The sequence below is a fragment of the Streptomyces sp. Pv4-95 genome, from assembly GCF_045782725.1.
Taxonomy (GTDB): domain Bacteria; phylum Actinomycetota; class Actinomycetes; order Streptomycetales; family Streptomycetaceae; genus Streptomyces.
In genome coordinates this window covers 3769954-3789961 of the sequence record NZ_CP127172.1, presented here as the reverse complement: position 1 = coordinate 3789961, position 20008 = coordinate 3769954, and the positions used below count along the sequence as shown (strand labels likewise).

Here is a 20008-nt window from a genome sequence, read left to right as displayed (position 1 = left end):
TGCTCGGACCTGCCCACCCGGGCAGGCGTCCCCTCCCGGTGGCCGTGGTGGTTCGATCCCGGGGCGCTGTGCGGGCCCCGGGCTCGAGCACCGCTCCACGGCCGTACCACCGAGGCCGAGAACCATGAACGCATGGAAATCCGCAGCCTCGACGGCGACGATCCGACCACGATCACCCTTCTCCTCCCGGGCTTCCAGGAGACCATGAGCCTGGAACTGCCCGGCGACCCACCGGTTTCGGCGGCCCTGCTGGCCCGGCTCATGCAGCGGCGGCACGGCGCCGACCGGATACTCCTGGCCGCTTTCGACGGCGACCGGCCCGTCGGCTGCACCAAGCTCGGCCTCGACCTCGGCGATCCGACGGGGCCGGGGCACGGCTCGCTCTGGGTGTTCCCTTCCCACCGCCGCCGCGGCGCCGGCACCGCCCTGGTGGATGCCGCCCGCGCCGAACTGCGCGCCCGCGGCCGCAGCCACCTCGTCATCGACGCCCCCGAGACAACTGCCGCCACGGCCTTCGTCTCGGTCTGTGGCGCGGAACTCCGCGGCACCAACCTTCGCAACCGCCTCTTCCTGCGGGGGCCCGGGCGCGCCGGGCTCGACGGGCTCGCCGCCCAGGCGGTGACCGGTCACCACCTGGTGCAGTGGACCGACCGCTGCCCGGACGAGCTCGTCGACTCCTACGCCCGCGCCTGGGGCACGCTGGACGTACCCGTCAACGGACAGGCGCAGGTGCGGACGCCCACCGCGGAGGACGTCCGCGCGCGGGAGGCCGAAGGCCGGCGGGCCGGACACCGGCAGTATGTGTGCGCCGCAGTCGACACGGACACCGGCCGGGTCGCGGGGTACGCCACCCTCTTCGTCCGGGACAGCCCCATGGCCGACGCGGGCGAGACCCTCGTGCTCGGCGACCGGCGCCGCCGCGGCCTGGGCACCTGGCTCAAGGCGAACCTGCTGGTCAGGGCGGCTGGTGAGAACGAGAACCTGGCCCTGGTGCAGGCGTGGAACGACGTCCGCAATGACGCCGCCGTCGCCCTCAACCGCCGGCTCGGGTTCCGGGCGGACAGCGCCTGGTCGACGTTTTCCGTCAAGGTCTGACCATCCGAGCCGCGTTCGAGTTCAGGTCCACCGGCCGCTGCCACGCTCGGCGCAGACAGCTCAGCGCGAGAGGGGTTCTTTGTGAGCAACAGCGGCACACACGTACTGATCGCCGGTGGCAGCCTCGTCGGCCTGTCCACAGCGGTGTTCCTCGCCCATCACAATGTGCCCTGCACCGTGGTCGAGCGGCATCCGGGCACCTCGATCCATCCCCGTGCGGTCGGGTACTACCCGCGCACCGCCGAACTCCTGCGCACCGTCGGGGTGGAGGATGCCGCGAAGGACGCCGCTTCCGGGTTCGAGCAGCACAAGACCCGTGCCGGCGTGGTCTCGCTCGCCGGCGAGGTCCTCTTCAGCAAGGAGGAGCTGGCGGGGGGTGACGAGCTCGCGGACCTGACCCCGTCCAAGCTGCTCCTGCTGCCCCAGGACCGGCTGGAGCCCCTCCTGCGGGCCCGCGCCGAGAAGCTCGGTGCGGACCTGCGGTTCGGCACCGAGCTGGTCTCCTTCACCCAGGACGGCGACGGCGTCAGCGCGGTCGTCAAGGATGAGCACGGGGTCGAGAGCACCCTGCGTGCCGACTACCTGGTGGCCGCCGACGGGCCGCGCAGCACCGTACGGGAGGCTCTCGGCCTGCGGCGCGAGGGCCGGGGAGTGCTGTCGCGGCACGTCAGTATCGCGTTCGGCGCCGACTTCGGCGCGGTTCTGGGGGAGCGCCGCTACAGCGTCGTACATGTCAAGAACGACACGGTCATGGGCATCCTCGTGCACGACGACACCCTCACCGAGGGCACTCTGATCGTCGGCTACGACCCGGAGAAGGGCGAGAGTCTCGACGACTTCACCGATGCCCGCTGTGCCGAACTCGTCTCCGCCGCGATCGGCTCCGACACGGTCGAGGTCACCGTCCGCTCCCGCTTCCCCTGGGACATGGCCGAACTCGTCACCGAGAGGTTCGTCCAGGGCCGGGTGCTGATCGCGGGCGACGCCGCCCATCAGATCCCGCCCACCGGCGGGTACGGCGCCAACACCGGCATCGCCGACGCCTTCAACCTGAGCTGGAAGCTCGCCCTCGTCCTCAAGGGGGTCGCGGCCCCCTCCCTGCTCGACACCTACCACGAGGAGCGTTGGCCGGTCGGCACCTACACCGCCCGTCAGGGCTCTCTCCAACTCGCCGTGCGGTCGGGCACCGCGACCGAGGAGCAGCAGGCCGCGACCGATGACGCGATGACGGTGACGATGGGGCAGGCATACCCGTCGGGCGCCTTCGTCCACGAGGCCGGCGCGGAGCCGCTGCCGCTGACGTGTGACCCGCGGAGCCTGCGCGGTGAACCGGGCACCCGTGCCCCGTACGTGGTGCTGGAGCGGGACGGGGTCCCGGTGTCCACACTGGACCTGTTCGGCACGGGCTTCGTCCTGCTGGCCGGGCGGGACGGCGGTTCATGGGGAAGGGCCGCCGCGTCGGCCGGCCCCGCGCTCGGTGTGGACATCGCCTTCCATGGCATCGGTCCGACCGCCGAGGACACGCAGTTGGTCGACCGGCAGGGCCGCTGGAACGACGCCTACGGCGTGCGTGCCGGGGGCGCGGTCCTGGTACGCCCGGACGGCGTCGTCGCCTGGCGTGCACCTGCCTCCCTCCCCGCCGCCGAGCAAGGTGCGGCGCTGGAGGCGGCGCTGCGCCGGATTCTGGGGCGCTGAGCGCGAAGGACTTCTGCCCGTGGGCGGGAGTGGGCGAGTGCCGGCCCCCCGCTGTGGGGCACGGCGGGCCATGTCCTGAATCAGCCGGCAGAAGTCGGCCAACCATGGATAGTTCATGTCAATTACCCGATAACAAGCATGTTGTCGCATCGAGTTCTTCCGGAAGGACTGCAATGCCGGACACCCAGGACTTCGACTTCGATGTCCTTATCGTCGGCGGAGGCCCGGTGGGCATGCTGCTCGCCTCCGAACTCCGCCTCGCCCGGGTCAGGACGACCGTGCTGGAGCGCCTCTCCGAGCGCACACCCCACTCCAAGGCCTTCGGTCTGCACGCCCGCTCATTGGAGTCGCTGGACCGCCGCGGTCTCGTCGAGAGTTTCCGCGACGGTGCCCGCTCGTGGAACAACGGCCACTTCGCCGGACTCGATGTCTGGGTCGACTTCGCCCTGCTCGACAGCGCCCACAACTACGCGCTGCTGTCCGAGCAGACCCGCACCGAGCGCCTGCTGGAGGAGCGCGCCCTGGAGAGCGGCGCGGACATCCGCCGCGGGCACGAGGTGACCGCCGTCCGCCAGGACGAGAACGGCGCGGAGGCCGATGTCACCGGGCCCGACGGTGCGTACACCCTGCGCGCCCGGTACGTCGTCGGCACCGACGGCGGCCACAGCCTCGTCCGCAAGTCCGCGGGCATCGGATTTCCTGGCACCGGCGGCCGGGTCACCGCACGCCTCGCCGACGTCGTCCTCGCCGACCGCGAGAAGGCGCCGATGGGCATGGAGCGTACGGACCGGGGCCTGCTCTTCTGCGTTCCGCTGGACGACACCTACCACCGCGTCGCCACCTTCGACTTCGAGGAGGGCAAGGAGGCGGGCTCCGAGCTGACACTGGCGGAGTTCACCGCGAGTCTGCGCGAGATCTGGGGTGACGACCTCGGCGCGAGCGAGCCGCGGTGGCTGTCCTGGTTCACCGACTCCGCCCGGCAGGCCGAGCGCTACCGCGAAGGCCGCGTCTTCCTGGCCGGCGATGCCGCGCACACCCACTTCCCGGTGGGCGGGCAGGGCGTCAACCTCGGCCTGCAGGACGCCTTCAACCTCGGATGGAAGCTCGCCGCGGTGATCAACGGCTGGGCCGCCGAAGGTCTGCTCGACACGTACGACCGCGAGCGGCAGGAGCCGGCCCGCAACGTCATTTCCAACACCCGCGCCCAGATCGCGCTGATGAACCCCGACCCGTACGTCACCCAACTGCGCGAGCTGTTCCAGGATCTGATGACCAAGGACCAGGTGAACCGGCACGTCGCCGAGATGCTCAGCGGCGTCCGGGTCCGGTACGACCTGGAGGGCGCCGAGCACCGACTGCTCGGCGACTTCGCGCGTGACCTCACCCTGGAGACCGCGGAGGGCACCGAGACCCTTCCGGTGTTCCTGCGTGGCGGTGACTTCGTCCTGCTGGACCTCGCCGGCAACCCGGCGGTCTCCGAGGTCTTCGACAAGTGGGCCGCACAGCAGGAGGGCGACGTCGACCGGGTCAGGCGCGTCGTGGCCGCCTGCGAGGAGGAGCCGGAGCTGGCCGGTGTCCTCGTCCGCCCCGACGGCTACGTGGCCTGGGCGGCGGACAGGTCGGCGACCGCCGATGAGATCGCCGAGGGCCTGCACACGGCACTGAACGCCTGGGCCGGGACGGCTGAGACGACCGGGCGCGGCGGTCGGTAGCCGGCCGCCGGACCGAGGGGGCCGCGCCGGCCGCCCTCCACTCACGGTCGGCGCGGGCTCCACGCATGGCCGAAGGGCCGTCTCTCCCACCGCTCTGAACTGCGGTGGGAGAGGCGGCCCTTCGCCGTGTGCGGTACCCCGCTGCAGGCCGCTTCGAGTGGGACTCCACGCGCAGCGGCCATCGTCGAGGGAAGACCTGTGCGGTCCCCAAAGCTCGCTAGGAGGCTTGCGTGACAACGACCGATGTCCGTACGACGGCCGTGGCGGTTGATCCCGGTCCGCTGATCAAGCTGACCATCGCGGACTGTGCGGCCAAGGTGCTGCACAGCGCCGTGACACTCGGCGTCTTCGGCGCCCTGGCGAAGGCCCCGGCGGACGCGGACCAGGTTGCCGCCGCGACCGGCCTGCACCACCGCATGGCCGCCGACTTCCTGGACGCGCTGACCGGCCTCGGCCTGCTGGAGCGCGACGGGGACCGCTACAGCAACGCGCCGCTGGCCCAGGCGTATCTGGTGCCCGGCACGTCCACCTACCTCGGTGGCTTCGTCGAACTGACCAACGAGACCCTCTACAGCACCTGGGGGCGGCTCACCGAGGCGCTGACCACCGGCGCCCCGCAGCACCTTGACCCCGACAAGGGCGGCTTCGTCGGGGACAAGCACAAGGACCCGGAGAAGATGAAGCGCTTCTTCGCCGGTCTCGACGCCTACAGCGACCGGATGGGCATCGAGCTCGCCGGCCGGATCGACTGGAGCCGGCACACCTCCGTCCTCGACCTCGGCGGCGCGCGAGGCAACCTCGCCGCCGTCCTGGCCACCGAGCACCCGCACCTGGCGGCCGGTGTGTTCGACCTGGCGCGCACCCGCCCCCTGTTCACCGAGCACACCGCCCGGCTGGGCCTCGGCGACCGCATCGCGTTCACCGGCGGCGACTTCTTCACGGACGACATCCCGAAGGCCGACGTCATCGTGCTCGGGCACATCCTGCACGGCTTCGACACCGACCGGCGCCACGAACTGCTGCGCCGCGTCCACGCATCCGTCAACCCCGGCGGCCAGGTCCTGGTCTACGACCGGATGATCGATGACGAGCGCCGAGACCCCGAGCGCCTGCTGTCCAGCCTCCACATGCGTCTGGTCAGCCCGGACGGTTCGGAGTACCGCGTCGAGGACCTCCGTACCTGGCTGCGCGAGGCCGGATTCACCGACAGCACCGCCGCGCCGCTGCTGGGCACCCACACGCTGGTGACCGCGGTCCGATGACCGCCAGGACCTGAGCCGCCCGCCCCGATCACCTAAGGAATCACCATGAGCCAGGAGAAGGTGCCCGTACTCATCGTCGGCGGCGGCCTCGCGGGCCTGTCCGCCGCCGTGTTCCTCGCCCACCACGGGGTGAAGGCGACACTGGTGGAGCGCCACCCCGGCACCTCCACCCATCCCAAGGCCCGCGCCATCAACCCGCGCACGATGGAGCTCTACCGTGCCGTCGGCATGGAAGAGCGGGTCAAGGCCGGACGTTCGCCGATCTCCGGCAACACCGACCTGGTGCACGTCGAGACGCTCGCCGGCAACGAGCGGGTCCGGATGCCCAACGCCTCGATCGAGGACATCAGCCGGATCAGCCCCGCCCAGTGGACCCTGATCGACCAGAACCAGCTCGAACCCATCCTGCGCAAACGGGCCGAGGAGGTCGGCGTCGACCTGCGCTTCCACACCCGGCTCGACGCGGCCACCGAGGACGCGGAAGGAATCACCGCCACCCTCACCGACACCGCCACCGGCACGAGCTCGACGCTGCGTGCCGCGTACGTGGTCGCCGCGGACGGCAGCCGCAGCCCGGTCCGCGAGCTGCTGGGCATCGGCGCCCACGGCCGCGGCACCCTCACCAACCTGGTGAGCTTCTTCTTCGACGCCGACCTGAAGGAGGCGCTGCGCGGTCGCAAGATCATCGCCGCGTACGTCAACAACCCCGACGTACGCGGCACGATCATCCCGCTCGACAACGACCGCAAGTGGGTCATCAACGTCTCCTTCTTCCCCGACAAGGGGCAGAGCGCCGACGACTTCACCCCGCAGCGCTGCGTCGAACTGGTCCGGGCGGCGGTCGGCGTCCCCGACCTGCCGCTGACGATCGAGTCGGTCGACATGCCCGCCTGGGACATCTCGGCACGCGTCGCCGACAGCTTCACCGCGAGCCGCTTCCTCATCGCAGGTGACGCCGCGCACGTCATGCCGCCCACCGGTGCCTTCGGCGCCAGCACCGGCATCCAGGACGCCTACAACCTGGCCTGGAAGCTGGGCCTGGTGCTCGGCGGCAAGGCCGGGCCCGCGCTGCTCGACACCTACGACGCCGAGCGTCGCCCGGTCGCCGAGGAGACGGTCCGGCAGGCGATGCTGCGCTTCGCCGTCCGCGAGGGCAAGCAGCTGAAGGACGTGGCGAAGGACCTGGTCGACGAGACCACGATGACGTTCGGATACGCCTATCCGGCAGGCGCGTTCGCCGGCGAGGCCCCGGAACTGTGGACCGTCACCGAGGACCCGGACAAGCCCAGTGGCCGTCCCGGCACCCGGGCCCCGCACGTCGTCGTCGAGGGGGCACACGGCCCGTTCTCCACCGTCGACCTCTTCCCCGTCGGCTTCACCCTGCTGACCGCCGGCCCCGCCGACCCGTGGGGAGCCGCAGCCGGCGCCGCTCGCGATCTCGGCCTGATGCTGAGGGTCCACGGCATCGGCGAAGGCGGCGACTACACCGACGCCGAGGGCACCTTCCCTCAGAAGTACGGCATCTCCGACGGCGGCGCGGTCCTGGTCCGCCCCGACGGATTCGTGGCCTGGCGGTCGCGGAGCGGCCCCGAAGGGGACGTCGGGCAGACCGTGACCGGCCTGCTGCGTCAGATCCTCGCCCTGGACTGACCCGGTAGCGCCGCCCTGCGGAAACGACGTGGCGCGCCTCCCGATGAGGGGAGGCGCGCCACGTCGTTGCACTCGCAGCCCGCCCGAGCGACCCGCTCCGGGGCTTTCAGGCCGTACGTGCCAGCAGCCGGTGGACGACCGCCGACAGCTCGACCGCCGGGTCCGCGGGCCGCTCCGGGCAGCGCCAGGCCAGGAAGCCGTCCGGGCGGACCAGCGCGGCGCCGGACGCGGTGATCGCGTACTTCTTCAGGAAGTCCTCGACCACGTCGGCCGGCTCCAGGCGGCCCACCTCGTGGAACGCGATGTCGATGCCGGTGAGCCGGGAGACGTCGCCGGCCGCCCGCTCCCACAGGCCGCTCTCGGGCCCGGCCAGCAGCCACCAGCCGCCCGTCAGCAGATCGTGCAGGGGGGTGTCCGCACCGTCGATGCGCACATCGATGTGCGGGGCCCGGGTGCCCGGACGCCCGGACGGCTGGGTGGGGTCCTCCACAGGGGCGCCGTCGTTGGTGTCCGGCTCGGACAGCACCGCGCCCGAGCGGTAGACATGGCCGAAGAGCACGGTGGTCTCGGGACGGTGCCGGGCCGCGACCTCCTCGTCCAGCCCGCTGCGCTGCAGATACCGGATCACGCCCTGCTCGACGGTGAACTCGGCAATCGGGGCCCGCTCCTCCTCGTACGTGTCCAGCAGCTCGGGACCGGCAAGACCCCGCAGCACCAGCGCCAGCTTCCACGCCAGGTTGTGCGCGTCCTGCACGCCCATGTTGCCGCCGAAACCGCCGGTCGGCGGCATGACATGGGCCGAGTCCCCGGCCAGCAGCACCCGGCCGGAGCGGAACCGGTCGGCGATCCGCGCGGCGATCTCCCAGCTGGTGCTCGTCTCCACCGCCACGTCCAGATCAGGGACGCCCACCGCGGCCCGCACCATCTCGACGCAGTCCTCCTCGGAGTACTCGGCGTGGGTCTCCTGCGGCGGCAGGCTCGGGGCCAGCACCCAGCGGTCGGCGTTGTCGAGCCGGCCGAGCACGCCCTTGACCTTGTCGTTGTTGACGAAGCACAGGAAGAACTCGCGGCCGTCGACGTACTCGTCCAGCGCCGCGTGGAAGATGACGTTCATCTGGCGGCCGAAGGCCCCCTGGCCGTGCGTGCCGATCCCCAGCCCTTCGCGGACCGGGCTGCGGAAGCCGTCCGCCGCGATCAGGTACCGGGCACGCACGGTGGTCTCGGTGTCGTGCCGGACATCCCGCAGGACGGCGCTGATGCCGTCGGCGTCCTCCTCGTAGCCGACCAGCTCGGTGCCGAAACGGATGTCCGCCCCCAGCTCCACGGCCTTCGCGCGCAGCACCGGCTCGAAGCGGTCCTGGCCGATCAGGGTCCAGCCGGTGGTGCTGACATCGTTCGGATCATGGCGGAACGGGCCGTCGAACCGGCCGAGTTCGGCCCCCGTCAGCGACTCCACCTGCAGGATGTCGCCGTACTGCGCATGCGGGTTCTCCTGCGCGCGCACCGCCCGCTCCAGCCCCAGCGCACGCATCAGCTCCATCGTGCGGGGGCTGGCCGCCTGTGCCCGCGGATGCGCGGAGATGTGCGGGTGCCGTTCGACGAGCACCGGCCGGATGCCCTGCTGGGCGAGGAACAGCGCCTGGGCCAGGCCCACCATGCTGCCGCCCACGATCAACACGTCGGTTCGTTCCGCCACCGGATGTGCTCCCTTGTCTCGATGCCGTTCTCGTCGCGATACGGCTTTGGACACTCCCGGCCAGCCAACACCGACCGCCTAGAGGGCCACTCGGGCTCCGAACGGGCCGCGTTTGCATCGGAGTTGGGTCGCCCGGCCTGTCCAGACCGCTTCGAGCGGCACGCGAGGGGCGGCTGGAATCTTCGAAGCGCTGATGACGATCCGTGCTGGACGGGAGGCCCCGGGCCGTGGTGGAAACCCTGAGTGTGCTGGTGCTATTGGGCACCGGGCTGGTGGCGGGCGTGCTGTTCGCCGTGGCGATCAGCGTGATGCCCGCCCTGATCGCGATGACGCCCGACCGCTATGTCGACACGCACAAGCTGCTCGGCAGGCGCTACGACCGGATCATGCCGTTCATCGTGAGCGGCTCCGTCGTCGTCGACGCCGCCTTCGCCGTACGCGCCGACCAGACCGGCCCGAGAGCGCTGTTCATCGCCGCGGCGCTGGCCATGACCGGTGTCGCGGTGGTCTCGCAGACCCGCAACGTGCCCATCAACAACCGGGTCAAGAAAACCCTGCCGGAGGACATCGGCCCCGGGTGGGACGACCCACGGACCCAGTGGCGCGACTGGCACCTGCTGCGTACCTGCTTCGCCGTCGCGGGCTGCGCCCTCACCGCCGCCGCGGTGGTCCTGTCATGAGCGCCGCGAACGAGCGGACCACTCCGGCCCGTCCCCGCATCGCACGGGCCCTGCCCGGCGAGGAGGACCGGTCCGCCGCCAACGACCGCATGATCGCGATGCTCAACCGGCCCGACCCCGGCCCGGTCGCCGCACACCTCGCCCTGCTGCACTTCACCGGACGGCGCAGCGGTCGCGGCTACACCGTGCCCGCGGGGGTCCATCGCCTCGACGGCGCCCTCTGCATAGCCACCGGCAGTCCCTGGCGCCACAACTTCGCCGCAGGCGCCGACGGAGAGCTCACCTGGAGCGGCAGGCGCACGGGAGCCCGCTTCGACCTGGTCACCGACCCCGAGCGGACCGCCCGCGGATACCTGGAGCTGTACGAGCGCTACGGCGCCGAGGCCGCCCCGCGCCGCCTCGGCATCACCGTCGACGACGGGCCCATGCCCACCCTCGACGACTTCCGTGCCGCCGTCACCGGCATTCCGCTCGCCCTCGTCACCGTCACGCTCCGCACCGGCGACACCCACGCACTCGCCATGAATGAGAGGACCGCCCGATGAGCGCAATCGCCGGCTGGGTCGACTTCGAGCGGGACCTGTCCCCGCAGACCGACATCGTCGAGGCCATGGCCGCCACACTCGCCCACCGCGGCCCCGACGGCCAAGGCACCTGGCTCGAAGGCCACGCCGCGCTCGCCCACCGGCGCCTGGCCCTCCTCGACGTGACGGACACCGGCAAGCAGCCCGTCGCGTACACCACCGAAGGGGGCACCACCGTCGCGGTCCTCACCCTCGACGGAGCCGTCACCAACCACACCGAGCTGCGGAGCGAACTGGCGTCCAAGGGACACCGGTTCACCGGCGGAGGCGACGCCGAGACCGCCCTGCACGCCTATCTGGAGTGGGGCACCGACTTCCTCTCCCGCCTGGAGGGACTCTTCGCCATCGCCCTGTGGGACGTCCGCAGCCAGGAGCTGCTGCTCGCCCGCGACCGCCTCGGCGTCAAACCGCTCAGCTACCACCCGACCCCCACCGGAGTGATCTTCGGCTCGGAGCCCAAGGCGATCCTCGCCCACCCCGACGTGCAGCCGGTCGTGGACGCCGACGGCCTGCGCGAGCTGTTCGCGCACAGCCGCAAGCCCGGCACGGCCGTCTACCGCGGTATGCGCGAGGTCATCCCCGGCCATGTCCTGGTCGTACGCCGCCCGGGAAGCCAGGACAGGCGCTACTGGTCGCTGCCCGCACGGGCGCACACCGACAGCCTCGACGACACCGTCGCCACCGTCCGCCGCCTGCTCGGCGACGCCGTCGTCTCCCACCTGCGCGCCGACGTCCCCGTGGGCGCCATGCTCTCCGGGGGCATCGACTCCAGCGCCCTGACGGCACTCGCCTCCCGGACGGCGAACGCCGGCGGCGCCGGACCGCTGCGCAGCTTCTCGGTGAACTTCACCGGCTACACGGAGAACTTCGAGCCGCATCCCACCATGCGGGCCACTCCCGACGCGCCGTTCGCCGCGCTCGCCGCGGAGCACATCGGCTCACGGCACACCGAGATCCTCCTGGACATGGCCGCCCTCACCGACCCCGAGGTGCACGCCACCTCGCTGCGCGTCCAGGACGCTCCCTCCCCGCTCGGCGACATGGACGTCTCCCTCATCCAGTTCTTCGCCCGGCTGCGCGAGGCGGGCTTCGCCGCCGTGCTCTCCGGTGAGACCGCGGACGAGGTGTTCAACGGCTACTTCTGGGCGTACGACGCCAAGCACAGCAACTCGCAGACATTCCCGTGGGTCTCCTTCGAGCGCGGCCACGACGCCGCCGCCGGCGGCCTGGGCACCTCCATGGTCGACCGGCAGCTGCGCAAGGAACTCGACTTCATCGGCTACGCCGACCAGCACTACCGCGACGCCCTCGCCGAGGTGCCGCACGTCGACGGTGACTCCCCCGAGGAGCGCCGGGCCCGGGAGGTCACCTACCTCGCCCTCACCCGCTGGGCGCCCACCCACCTCGACCGCGCCGACCGCATGAGCATGGCCCACGGCGTGCAGCTGCGGCCGCCGTTCTGCGACCGCGCGCTCGTCGAGTACGTCTACAACGTGCCGGCCGCCATGAAGCGGGTGGACGGCGTCGAGAAGAGCCTGCTGCGCTCCGCCGTCGCCGACCTGCTGCCCGAGGCCGTACTGCGCCGCAAGAAGAGCGCGTACCCGGCCACGCAGGAGGCGGCCTACGGCGACTTCGTGCGCCGGCGGTTCACCGAGCTGGCCACCGACCCGAACGCGGCCGTGGCCGGTCTCCTCGACGCCTCGGCCACCGGCACGGCACTGACCTCGGACAACTCCCCACAGGGCGCCTTCGCCTGGGTCGAGCGGGCCAGCATGGAAATGGTGCTGCAGCTAGAGACCTGGATGACCGAGTACCGGATCGACCTCCGCCTGTGACCTCACAGGAGGACGGTCCAGACCTCTTCAAGACAGCTTCGAGAGCCCTCCACGAGGGTGGGACGAAGACCGAAGAAGCCAGGAGGGCAACGTGCACCGCACACTGATCGTGGCGCGTATGGACCTCGACGACGCCGCAGGCGTCGCCAAGGTCTTCGCGGATTCGGACAGCACCGACCTGCCGCACATGGTGGGCGTCTCCAGGCGAACCCTGTTCGCCTTCCACAACCTGTACTTCCACCTCGTCGAGGCGGAGCAGGACATCGGCCCGAACCTCTACAAGGCGCGCAGCCACCCGCTGTACAACGACGTCAACACCCGCCTGCAGGAGTTCATCTCACCGTACGACCCGAACTGGCGCGAGCCGCGCGACGCGATGGCCGTCCCGTTCTACTCCTGGACCCCCCAGGACGGTCCGGTCAGCACCCCGCCGTCCGCGCCGAACCTGGGCGGTGCCCGGTGACCACCGCAGCGAACCCCACCAAGATCAACCTGGACGAGGTCGCCGCCAACCGCAAGCGCGGCGGCGACATCCGGATCACCCTCAGCCCGCGCACCGTCGGCTGCACCTCGGGATTCGGGGGGACCCTGCGGCTGGCTCCGGGCGAGTACGTCACCGAGCATCTGCACCCCTATTCCGAGGAGTTCCTGCACGTCGTCTCCGGCGATCTGGAGATCACCCTGGACGACGACCCGGTGCGCATCGGCCCCGGTGACTCCCTGCTCGTCCCGATCGGTGTCCGCCACCGCCTGGTCAACGCGGGACAGGAGCCGGCGCAGGTGGTCTTCCACCTCTCACCGCTGGCACCCCGTCCGGAGCTGGGCCACGTCGACACAGAGGCCCCGCTGGACCGGTCCGGCGCCAACCCGGACGTCGGAGGGGCCCGATGAGCCGTCGCGCCGTCATCACCGGGGTCGGCGCCGTCGCCCCCGGAGGCATCGGCCGCGACGCCTACTGGGACCTGCTCTCGGCCGGCCGCACGGCCACCCGGGAGATCAGCCTGTTCGACGCCTCGGACTTCCGCTCGCGGGTCGCCGCCGAGTGCGACTTCGACCCCGTGGCCGCGGGGCTCAGCCCCAAGGAAGTCCGCCGGATGGACCGGGCCGCCCAGTTCGCGGTCGTCGCCGCACGGGAAGCCGTCGAGGACAGCGGCATCGACCTGGCGGCCGGCGACCCGGGCCGTATCGGTGTCAGCATCGGCAGCGCCGTCGGCTGCACCACCGGCCTGGAGGACGAGTACAAGGTGCTGTCGGAGGGCGGCAAGGACTGGCTCGTCGACCACACCTACGGTGTCCCGCACCTGTACGGCTACATGGTCCCCAGCACGCTGGCGGCCGAAGTCGCCTGGCAGGCAGGGGCGGAAGGCCCGGTCGCGCTGATCTCGACCGGCTGCACCTCCGGTCTCGACGCGGTCGCCCACGGCGTCCAGCTCATCGAGGAGGGCACCGCCGACATCGTCATCGCGGGCGCGACCGACGCCCCGCTGTCGCCCATCACCTCCGCCTGCTTCGACGCCATCAAGGCCACCACGCCCAACACCGACGGCGAACCGGCCGCCGCCTCCCGGCCCTTCGACGGCAGGCGCGACGGCTTCGTGCTCGGCGAGGGCTCCGCCGTCATGGTGATCGAGTCCGCCGAATCGGCCCGCCGCCGTGGCGCCACCGCCTACGCCGAGGTGCTCGGCTTCGCCAACCGCTCCAACGCCTTCCACATGACCGGGCTCAAGCCCGACGGCCGTGAGATGGCCGAGGCCATCGGCGTCGCCCTGGACCGCGCCCGGCTCGACCCGCAGGACATCGACTACATCAACGCGCACGGCTCGGGCACCAAGCAGAACGACCGCCATGAGACCGCCGCGTTCAAGCGGAGCCTGGGGCAGCGCGCCTACGACGTGCCGGTCAGCTCCCTCAAGTCGATGATCGGCCACTCCCTGGGAGCGATCGGCTCGCTGGAGGTGGCGGCCTGCGCTCTGGCCCTGCGCCATCAGGTGGTGCCGCCGACGGCCAACCTGTCGGTGCCCGACCCGCAGTGCGACCTCGACTACGTGCCGGTCACCGCTCGTGAGCACCGCATGGACCACGTCCTCAGCGTCGGCAGCGGATTCGGCGGATTCCAGAGCGCCATGATTCTCGGCCGCCCCGGCGCCGGGAGCGGAAGGGAGGCAGCATGAGTGCGCTCGGCACACCCGAAGGGCCACGGCGTCCCGCGGTCGTCACCGGCCTCGGAGTCATCGCTCCCACCGGCATCGGAGTCCGCGACCACTGGGAGTCCGTACTGGCCGGCAAGAGCGCGCTGGGCCGCATCACACGCTTCGACCCGACCACGTACCCGGTGAAGGTGGCCGGGGAGGTGCCCGGTTTCGAGGCGCGTGAGCACGTCCCCAAGACCCTCATCGCCCGCACCGACCGGTACACCCACTTCGCCCTGGCCGCCGCCGAGGCGGCGCTCGCCGACGCGCGCGCCGATCCGGCGCGACTGCCCGAATACGAGATGGCCGTGGTCACCGCGAGCTCCTCCGGCGGTACCGAATTCGGCCAGCACGAGATGGAGCAGCTCTACCAGCAGGGCCCGGCGTGGGTGGGCGCCTACCAGTCGATCGCCTGGTTCTACGCCGCGACCACGGGCCAGGTCTCCATCCGCCACGGGATGCGCGGCCCCTGCGGGGTCATCTGCGCCGAGCAGGCCGGGGGCCTCGACGCGCTGGGCCAGGCCCGGCGGCTGCTGGACAGCGGCTCCCAACTGGTCCTGACCGGCGGTACGGACGCCTCGCTCTGCCCGTACGGCCTGACCGCCCAGCTGTCCACCGGGTCGCTGTCCACCGAGGACGACCCGACCCGCGCCTACCTGCCCTTCGACGAGGCGGCCGGTGGCTACGTGCCGGGCGAAGGGGGCGCCATGCTCGTCGTCGAGACGGAGGCGGCCGCCCGCGAGCGAGGCGCCCGGCACTACGGCCGCATCCTCGGCTACGCGGCCGGGTTCGACCCGCCGGCCGGCTCCGAGCGGCCGCCCGTGCTCGCCTCGGTGATCCGCCGGGCACTCGCCGACGCCGGGCTCGCCGCGGACGCCGTGGACGTCGTCTTCGCGGACGCCGCCGGCGTGCCGCACCTCGACGCCGCCGAAGCCGCCGCGATCAACGAGGTGTTCGGTGCCGGCCGCGTGCCCGTGACGGCGCCCAAGACCCTCACCGGCCGGCTCTACGCGGGCGGCGCGGCCCTGGATGTGGCGACCGCCCTGCTCAGCCTGAGCTCCGGCCTGATCCCGCACACCCCGGGCACCGGCTGCCCCGCCCCGTCCCTGGGCATCGACCTGGTCGTCGACCGCCCGCGCCACACCGCGCCCCGGACGGCCGTGGTCCTGGCCCGCGGCCACGGCGGATACGCGTCCGCGCTGGTCGTGGACGCCGGGGACCGCACCGACCACATCAAGTGACCCCGCTGAGCGAAAGGCAGGAAGTCATGAGCGTACGCACCGCCGCACGGATCGCGGAGGACGGAGTCTGATGGCAGGCCACACCTCCAACTCCATCGTCATCGACGCCCCGATGGACCTCGTCTGGCAACGCACGAACGATGTGGCGTCCTGGACCGAGCTGTTCAGCGAGTACTCCCTCGCCGAGATCCTGGAGCAGGACGGCCCGACCGTCACCTTCCGCCTCGCCCTGCACCCGGACGAGAACGGCAAGGTGTGGAGCTGGGTCTCGCAGCGCACCCCCGACGTGGCGACCCGAACCGTCCGCGCCCACCGTGTGGAGACCGGACCGTTCGAGTACATGAACATCCGCTGGGCCTACACCCAGGAGGACGACGGCGTCCGGATGCAGTGGACCCAGGACTTCCACATGAAGGACGGGGCGCCGCTCGACGACGCGGGCATGACCGACCGCCTCAACCGCAACACGGCGGTCCAGATGAACCTGATCAAGGAAAAGCTCGAGGCCGCCGCACGCGCCGCCCTCGCCGGCTGAATCCGCAGACGCACCCCAGGAGGGAAATACCGTGGAATTCGCACTGCGTGGCAAGAAGTTGCTCGTCACCGGAGGCACCCGGGGCATCGGCCGGGGCATCGTGCTGGCCGCAGCCCGCGCGGGCGCCGATGTGCTCACCTGCTACCGCCAGGAGAGCGAATACGTCGAGAGCCTGCGCCGTGAACTGAAGGAGACCGGCGGGGACCACCACATCGTCCGCGCCGACGTCGGCGAGATCGCCGAGGTCGACGGCCTCGTCCAGGAGGCAGGGAACCGCTACGGGCGGCTCGACGGCGTCGTCAACAACGCCGGAACGATTACCCACATACCCTTCGGCGAGCTGCCGGTCGAGGAGTGGTCGCGGGTCATCGACACCAACCTCACCGCCTCGTACCGGGTCATCCAGCAGGCCCTGCCCCTGCTCGGCCCCGGTAGCTCGATCGTCAACATCGGCTCGCGCGGGGCCGCGGCAGGCATCCCGCTGCGCGCCCACTACACCGCCGCGAAGTCCGCGATGATCGGCCTGACCCGCTCGCTGTCCAAGGAGCTCGGCGGCAAGGGCGTCCGCGTCAACGTCGTCGCGCCCGGTGTCATCGAAACGGAGGCGTTCGCCGCCATGCCGGCCGAGCGCGCCGAGGGGCTGCGTGCCACCTACGCCCAGAAGACGGCGCTCGCCCGCCTCGGCACCGTCCAGGAACTGGCCGCGCCGGTGCTCTTCCTGCTCAGCGACCTCTCCGCGTATGTCACCGGCGAGACGATCAACGTCGACGGGGGAATCTGAGGTGGACCGGCCCATATTCAGAGTCATGCTGCGTATGCAGATCAAGCCCGGTATGGGCGACGAATTCGAGCGGGTGTGGAAGGAAGTCGGTGAATCCGTCACCAGCCACCCGGCCAACCTCGGTCAGTGGCTCTCCCGCGGTGCGGAACAGGGCGAGGACGACGTCTACTACATCGTGAGCGACTGGCTCGACGAGGGACAGTTCCGCGCGTTCGAGAACAGCGCACGCCACCTTCAGCACCGCACCAAGCTCCACCCGTACCGCAGCGGCGGATCCATGACGACCATGCACGTCGTCGCGAGCCTGGCCGGCGCGGCGGCGTGAGCGCCGCCACCACCCCGGCGGTGGAGGTGGTGCTCTACCACCTCACCGACCGGGGGCCGGACATCCTGGCCGCGTACCACGAGGCCAGCAGCCGTATGGCCGGGACCCCGGGCCTCCTCGGCAACCAGCTGATGCACCAGGTGGGCAGGCCCGACAGCTACGTCGTGGTCAGCCGCTGGGAGAGCTGGGAGTCCTTCGAGTCGTGGGAGTCCGGCGCGGACCACAAGGACCAGACGGCCCCGCTGCGCGAGTTCCGCGACACCGAACGCGAGCGGCCCTTCGAGATCTACCAGGTGCTCGCGCGCTACTGAGCGCCCTCACACGGCGCCCCTGCCGGGCCGGCCGCCGCCGGCCCGGCAGGAACCCGACCATTCCTGTGCGGAAGCGCAATTCCCGAACGCGGTTTCCCAGGTGATGAAGCCGGTGTTGGAATTCCGCTTGAAGCCGGGTCGAAGCCGCCTGGACCGGGGTGGGAACTCCCGAATTCCTGTGGCTGAATGAGTCCCGAGAAAAGCTTCAGTGCGCGAACCGAACCCAAAAGTCCGCCGCAATTCCGAGGAGCCCACGTGGCCAGTGCCGCGACGAAGAGTGAAGTGCTCGAGCTGTTCGACTCCGATTTCATACGCAACCCCCACCCCACTCTCGCGTCACTGCGCGAGGAGTCGCCCGCGCACCTCGTGGCCACGCCCAACGGTCTCAAGACATGGCTGGTCACCCGTTACGAGGACGCCAAGGCGCTGTTGACCGACTCGCGGGTGAGCAAGGACATGCGCGTCGGCTACGGCCTGGTCCCGCAGAACTTCGTGGACCCCGAGAAGCAGGCGCACTTCCAGGCGCAGCGGGGAACCCGCAAGCAGTTCGCGACCGAACTGAGCACCACCATGCTGGACAGCGACCCGCCGGACCACACGCGCCTGCGCAAGCTCGTCGCCAAGGCGTTCACCATGCGCCAGGTGGAGGCGCTGCGCCCGCGGATCACCGAGCTGGTCACCGAGCTGCTGGACGCCCTGGACTGCCAGGACGAGGCGGACCTCATGGAAGCACTCAGCTTCCCGGTTCCCTTCACCGTGATCTGCTGGCTGCTCGGCGTGCCCCCGGAGGACCGCGACCGGTTCCGCCGCTGGTCCAACCTGCTCACCTCGGGCCAGGGCACCGAGGAGGCTCTCGACGCCAGCCAGGACATGGTCGCCTACCTGCGCGGCCTCATCGCCGCCAAGCGCGCGCAGCCGTCCGACGACATGCTGAGCGCCCTCATCGAGGCGACCGACGAAGGCGAGAAGCTCGACGAGGTCGAACTGATCTCGATGGCCTTCCTCCTGCTCGTCGCCGGCCACGAGACCACGGTCAACCTGCTCAACACAGGCGCCCTGGCGCTGCTGACCAATCCCGACCAGCGTGCGCTGCTGGAGGCCGACCCGAGCCTGTGGGACGGCGCGATCGACGAGTTCCTGCGCATCGACGCGCCGCTGGCCAACGCTACCTGGCGGTTCACCCTGGAACCGATCCGGCTGGGCGATGTCACCATCCCCAAGGGCGAGTTCATCACGATCTCGCTGAGCGCCGCGGGCCGCGATCCGAAGCGCTACGACGATCCCGACCGCGTCGACATCACCCGCAAGGCTTCCGGGCACCTGGCGTTCGGCCACGGCATCCATCACTGCATCGGCGCGCCCCTGGCCCGGCTCGAAGGCCGCATCGTCCTCGGCGAGCTGTTCCGCCGCTTCCCGGGGCTGAGCCTCGCGACGCCCGCGGACGAGCTGCCCTGGCGGCCCAGCTTCAACCTGCGCGGACTGGCCTCCCTGCCGGTCCGTCTGCGCTGACCCGCGCGGTCCGTGCCCGCGACGTCCCGTCACGCCGGCCGAATTCCGTCCTTACCGAGGAGATTTCCGTGAACCGTCCGTCCTGGGCACCGCCCGAGGTCGACATCGAGAAGCCGAGCATCGCCCGCGTCTACGACTACTGGGTCGGCGGCACCCACAACTTCCCGGCCGATGTCGCCGTCGCCAAGTCCATCGCCGACAAGAACCCCCTCCTGCCGCGCACCCTGCGCTCCAACCGCGCCTTTCTGCGCCGTGCCGTCGACGAGCTGACCAAGCTCGGCATCGGCCAGTTCCTCGATGTCGGATCAGGCATTCCGACCGAGGGCAACGTGCACGAGGTGGCCTTGGAGAACAACCCCGACAGCCGCGTGCTGTACGTGGACATCGACCCGGTCGCCGTGGCCCACGGCAAGGCCATCCTGGCGGGCAACCCGCAGGCCGCGTCCCTGCTGGGCGACCTGCGCAAGCCCGGCGACATCTTTGCCGCGCAGGAGACCAAGGACCTGATCGACTTCTCACGCCCCGTCGGGCTGATACTCGCCGCGGTCCTGCACTTCATCAGCGACGCGGACGACCCGAAGGCCATGCTGCGCCAGTTCACCGACAAGCTCGCCCCGGGCAGCTACGTCGTCATCTCGCACGCCGGAATGGAGAAGAAGCCGGCTCCCGAGGACGTTCCCGCCTCCGCCTCGCAGACCTACCAGGAGAACGTCAGCGAGGTCTACTGGCGCGACATCGAAGAGGTCAACGCGCTGTTCGAGGGCCTCGAACTCATCGACCCCGGAGTGGTGCCGGTCCCGCTGTGGCGCATCGGCCCGGAGGGCGACCCCGAGGGCTTCGGCGCGGAGGCCCACGCGCTGGCCGGTGTGGCGAAGAAGGTCTGAGCCGCCGGACGTCCGCAGGCGATC

At 71.1% G+C, this 20008-nt stretch carries 19 protein-coding genes; 18 read left to right on the top strand and 1 reads right to left on the bottom strand.

The features are described 5' to 3' along the window. Positions 1-132 precede the first annotated feature (132 nt). The 5 genes from QOM21_RS16655 (at position 133) to QOM21_RS16635 (ending at position 7414) form a co-directional block, all read left to right on the top strand. Positions 133-1095 carry a GNAT family N-acetyltransferase gene (locus tag QOM21_RS16655; protein WP_407550941.1) on the top strand — a complete coding sequence of 321 codons (963 nt, stop codon included), beginning with the start codon at positions 133-135 and terminating at the stop codon, positions 1093-1095. A gap of 81 nt (positions 1096-1176) precedes the next feature. Next, on the top strand, positions 1177-2790 hold the full coding sequence (locus QOM21_RS16650) for an FAD-dependent oxidoreductase (protein WP_407550939.1): 1614 nt from the start codon (positions 1177-1179) through the stop codon (positions 2788-2790). A 173-nt stretch (positions 2791-2963) separates the two neighbouring features. Beyond that, positions 2964-4502, top strand: coding sequence for an FAD-dependent monooxygenase (locus QOM21_RS16645; RefSeq protein WP_407550938.1), 1539 nt, complete (start codon positions 2964-2966; stop codon positions 4500-4502). A gap of 230 nt (positions 4503-4732) precedes the next feature. Then, a complete protein-coding gene (locus QOM21_RS16640) occupies positions 4733-5764 on the top strand; it encodes a methyltransferase (RefSeq protein ID WP_407550936.1) in 1032 nt (343 codons plus the stop codon). Between the two features lie 45 nt (positions 5765-5809). Further along, on the top strand, positions 5810-7414 hold the full coding sequence (locus tag QOM21_RS16635; RefSeq protein WP_407550934.1) for an FAD-dependent oxidoreductase: 1605 nt from the start codon (positions 5810-5812) through the stop codon (positions 7412-7414). 106 nt (positions 7415-7520) lie between these two features. Here QOM21_RS16635 and QOM21_RS16630 read toward each other — a convergent pair whose 3' ends face one another. Continuing rightward, complete coding sequence (locus QOM21_RS16630; protein WP_407550932.1) at positions 7521-9110, bottom strand: FAD-dependent monooxygenase; 1590 nt, start codon at positions 9108-9110, stop codon at positions 7521-7523. Between the two features lie 227 nt (positions 9111-9337). On the opposite strand from QOM21_RS16630, the gene QOM21_RS16625 reads away from it, so the two are divergent. The 13 genes from QOM21_RS16625 (at position 9338) to QOM21_RS16565 (ending at position 19984) form a co-directional block, all read left to right on the top strand. After that, entirely contained in the window at positions 9338-9790 is a 453-nt protein-coding gene (locus QOM21_RS16625; RefSeq protein WP_407550931.1) for a DUF1772 domain-containing protein, read from the top strand. Next, positions 9787-10335: a hypothetical protein gene (locus QOM21_RS16620; protein WP_407550929.1), complete on the top strand. Its 549-nt coding sequence runs from the start codon at positions 9787-9789 to the stop codon at positions 10333-10335. The genes QOM21_RS16625 and QOM21_RS16620 overlap by 4 nt, the downstream gene beginning before the upstream one ends. Further along, a complete protein-coding gene (asnB, locus tag QOM21_RS16615) occupies positions 10332-12209 on the top strand; it encodes an asparagine synthase (glutamine-hydrolyzing) (RefSeq protein WP_407550927.1) in 1878 nt (625 codons plus the stop codon). The genes QOM21_RS16620 and asnB overlap by 4 nt, the downstream gene beginning before the upstream one ends. Positions 12210-12300: 91 nt before the next feature. Then, a complete protein-coding gene (locus tag QOM21_RS16610) occupies positions 12301-12672 on the top strand; it encodes a TcmI family type II polyketide cyclase (protein ID WP_407550926.1) in 372 nt (123 codons plus the stop codon). After that, on the top strand, positions 12669-13100 hold the full coding sequence (locus QOM21_RS16605) for a cupin domain-containing protein (RefSeq protein WP_407550924.1): 432 nt from the start codon (positions 12669-12671) through the stop codon (positions 13098-13100). The genes QOM21_RS16610 and QOM21_RS16605 overlap by 4 nt, the downstream gene beginning before the upstream one ends. Then, positions 13097-14380 (top strand): beta-ketoacyl-[acyl-carrier-protein] synthase family protein, encoded by a 1284-nt coding sequence (locus QOM21_RS16600; protein WP_407550922.1) that lies wholly within the window; start codon positions 13097-13099, stop codon positions 14378-14380. The genes QOM21_RS16605 and QOM21_RS16600 overlap by 4 nt, the downstream gene beginning before the upstream one ends. Beyond that, positions 14377-15639, top strand: a complete 1263-nt coding sequence (locus tag QOM21_RS16595) for a ketosynthase chain-length factor (RefSeq protein WP_407550920.1) — start codon at positions 14377-14379, stop codon at positions 15637-15639. Before QOM21_RS16600 ends, QOM21_RS16595 begins: the two co-directional genes overlap by 4 nt. Positions 15640-15709: 70 nt before the next feature. After that, entirely contained in the window at positions 15710-16174 is a 465-nt protein-coding gene (locus QOM21_RS16590) for an SRPBCC family protein (RefSeq protein WP_407550918.1), read from the top strand. Positions 16175-16205: 31 nt separating this feature from the next. Further along, positions 16206-16955, top strand: a complete 750-nt coding sequence (locus QOM21_RS16585; RefSeq protein WP_407550916.1) for an SDR family NAD(P)-dependent oxidoreductase — start codon at positions 16206-16208, stop codon at positions 16953-16955. A 25-nt stretch (positions 16956-16980) separates the two neighbouring features. Beyond that, complete coding sequence (locus QOM21_RS16580; protein ID WP_407550915.1) at positions 16981-17280, top strand: antibiotic biosynthesis monooxygenase family protein; 300 nt, start codon at positions 16981-16983, stop codon at positions 17278-17280. Then, positions 17277-17591: an antibiotic biosynthesis monooxygenase family protein gene (locus QOM21_RS16575; RefSeq protein ID WP_407550913.1), complete on the top strand. Its 315-nt coding sequence runs from the start codon at positions 17277-17279 to the stop codon at positions 17589-17591. The genes QOM21_RS16580 and QOM21_RS16575 overlap by 4 nt, the downstream gene beginning before the upstream one ends. Positions 17592-17846: 255 nt before the next feature. Next, entirely contained in the window at positions 17847-19100 is a 1254-nt protein-coding gene (locus QOM21_RS16570; protein ID WP_407550912.1) for a cytochrome P450, read from the top strand. A 68-nt stretch (positions 19101-19168) separates the two neighbouring features. Then, the gene (locus tag QOM21_RS16565) at positions 19169-19984 is read left to right on the top strand and encodes an SAM-dependent methyltransferase (RefSeq protein ID WP_407550911.1); all 816 of its coding nucleotides are present in this window, start codon (positions 19169-19171) and stop codon (positions 19982-19984) included. The last annotated feature ends 24 nt before the right edge of the window (positions 19985-20008 follow it).

Excerpts from the sequence above, each read along its gene's own strand:
- QOM21_RS16600 (WP_407550922.1), top strand. The coding sequence starts at position 13,097 with ATGAGCCGTCGCGCCGTCATCACCGGGGTCGGCGCCGTCGCCCCCGGA.
- QOM21_RS16655 (WP_407550941.1), top strand. The coding sequence starts at position 133 with ATGGAAATCCGCAGCCTCGACGGCGACGATCCGACCACGATCACCCTT.
- QOM21_RS16595 (WP_407550920.1), top strand. The coding sequence starts at position 14,377 with ATGAGTGCGCTCGGCACACCCGAAGGGCCACGGCGTCCCGCGGTCGTC.
- QOM21_RS16635 (WP_407550934.1), top strand. The coding sequence starts at position 5,810 with ATGAGCCAGGAGAAGGTGCCCGTACTCATCGTCGGCGGCGGCCTCGCG.
- QOM21_RS16620 (WP_407550929.1), top strand. The coding sequence starts at position 9,787 with ATGAGCGCCGCGAACGAGCGGACCACTCCGGCCCGTCCCCGCATCGCA.
- asnB (WP_407550927.1), top strand. The coding sequence starts at position 10,332 with ATGAGCGCAATCGCCGGCTGGGTCGACTTCGAGCGGGACCTGTCCCCG.
- QOM21_RS16645 (WP_407550938.1), top strand. The coding sequence starts at position 2,964 with ATGCCGGACACCCAGGACTTCGACTTCGATGTCCTTATCGTCGGCGGA.
- QOM21_RS16580 (WP_407550915.1), top strand. The coding sequence starts at position 16,981 with ATGCTGCGTATGCAGATCAAGCCCGGTATGGGCGACGAATTCGAGCGG.
- QOM21_RS16590 (WP_407550918.1), top strand. The coding sequence starts at position 15,710 with ATGGCAGGCCACACCTCCAACTCCATCGTCATCGACGCCCCGATGGAC.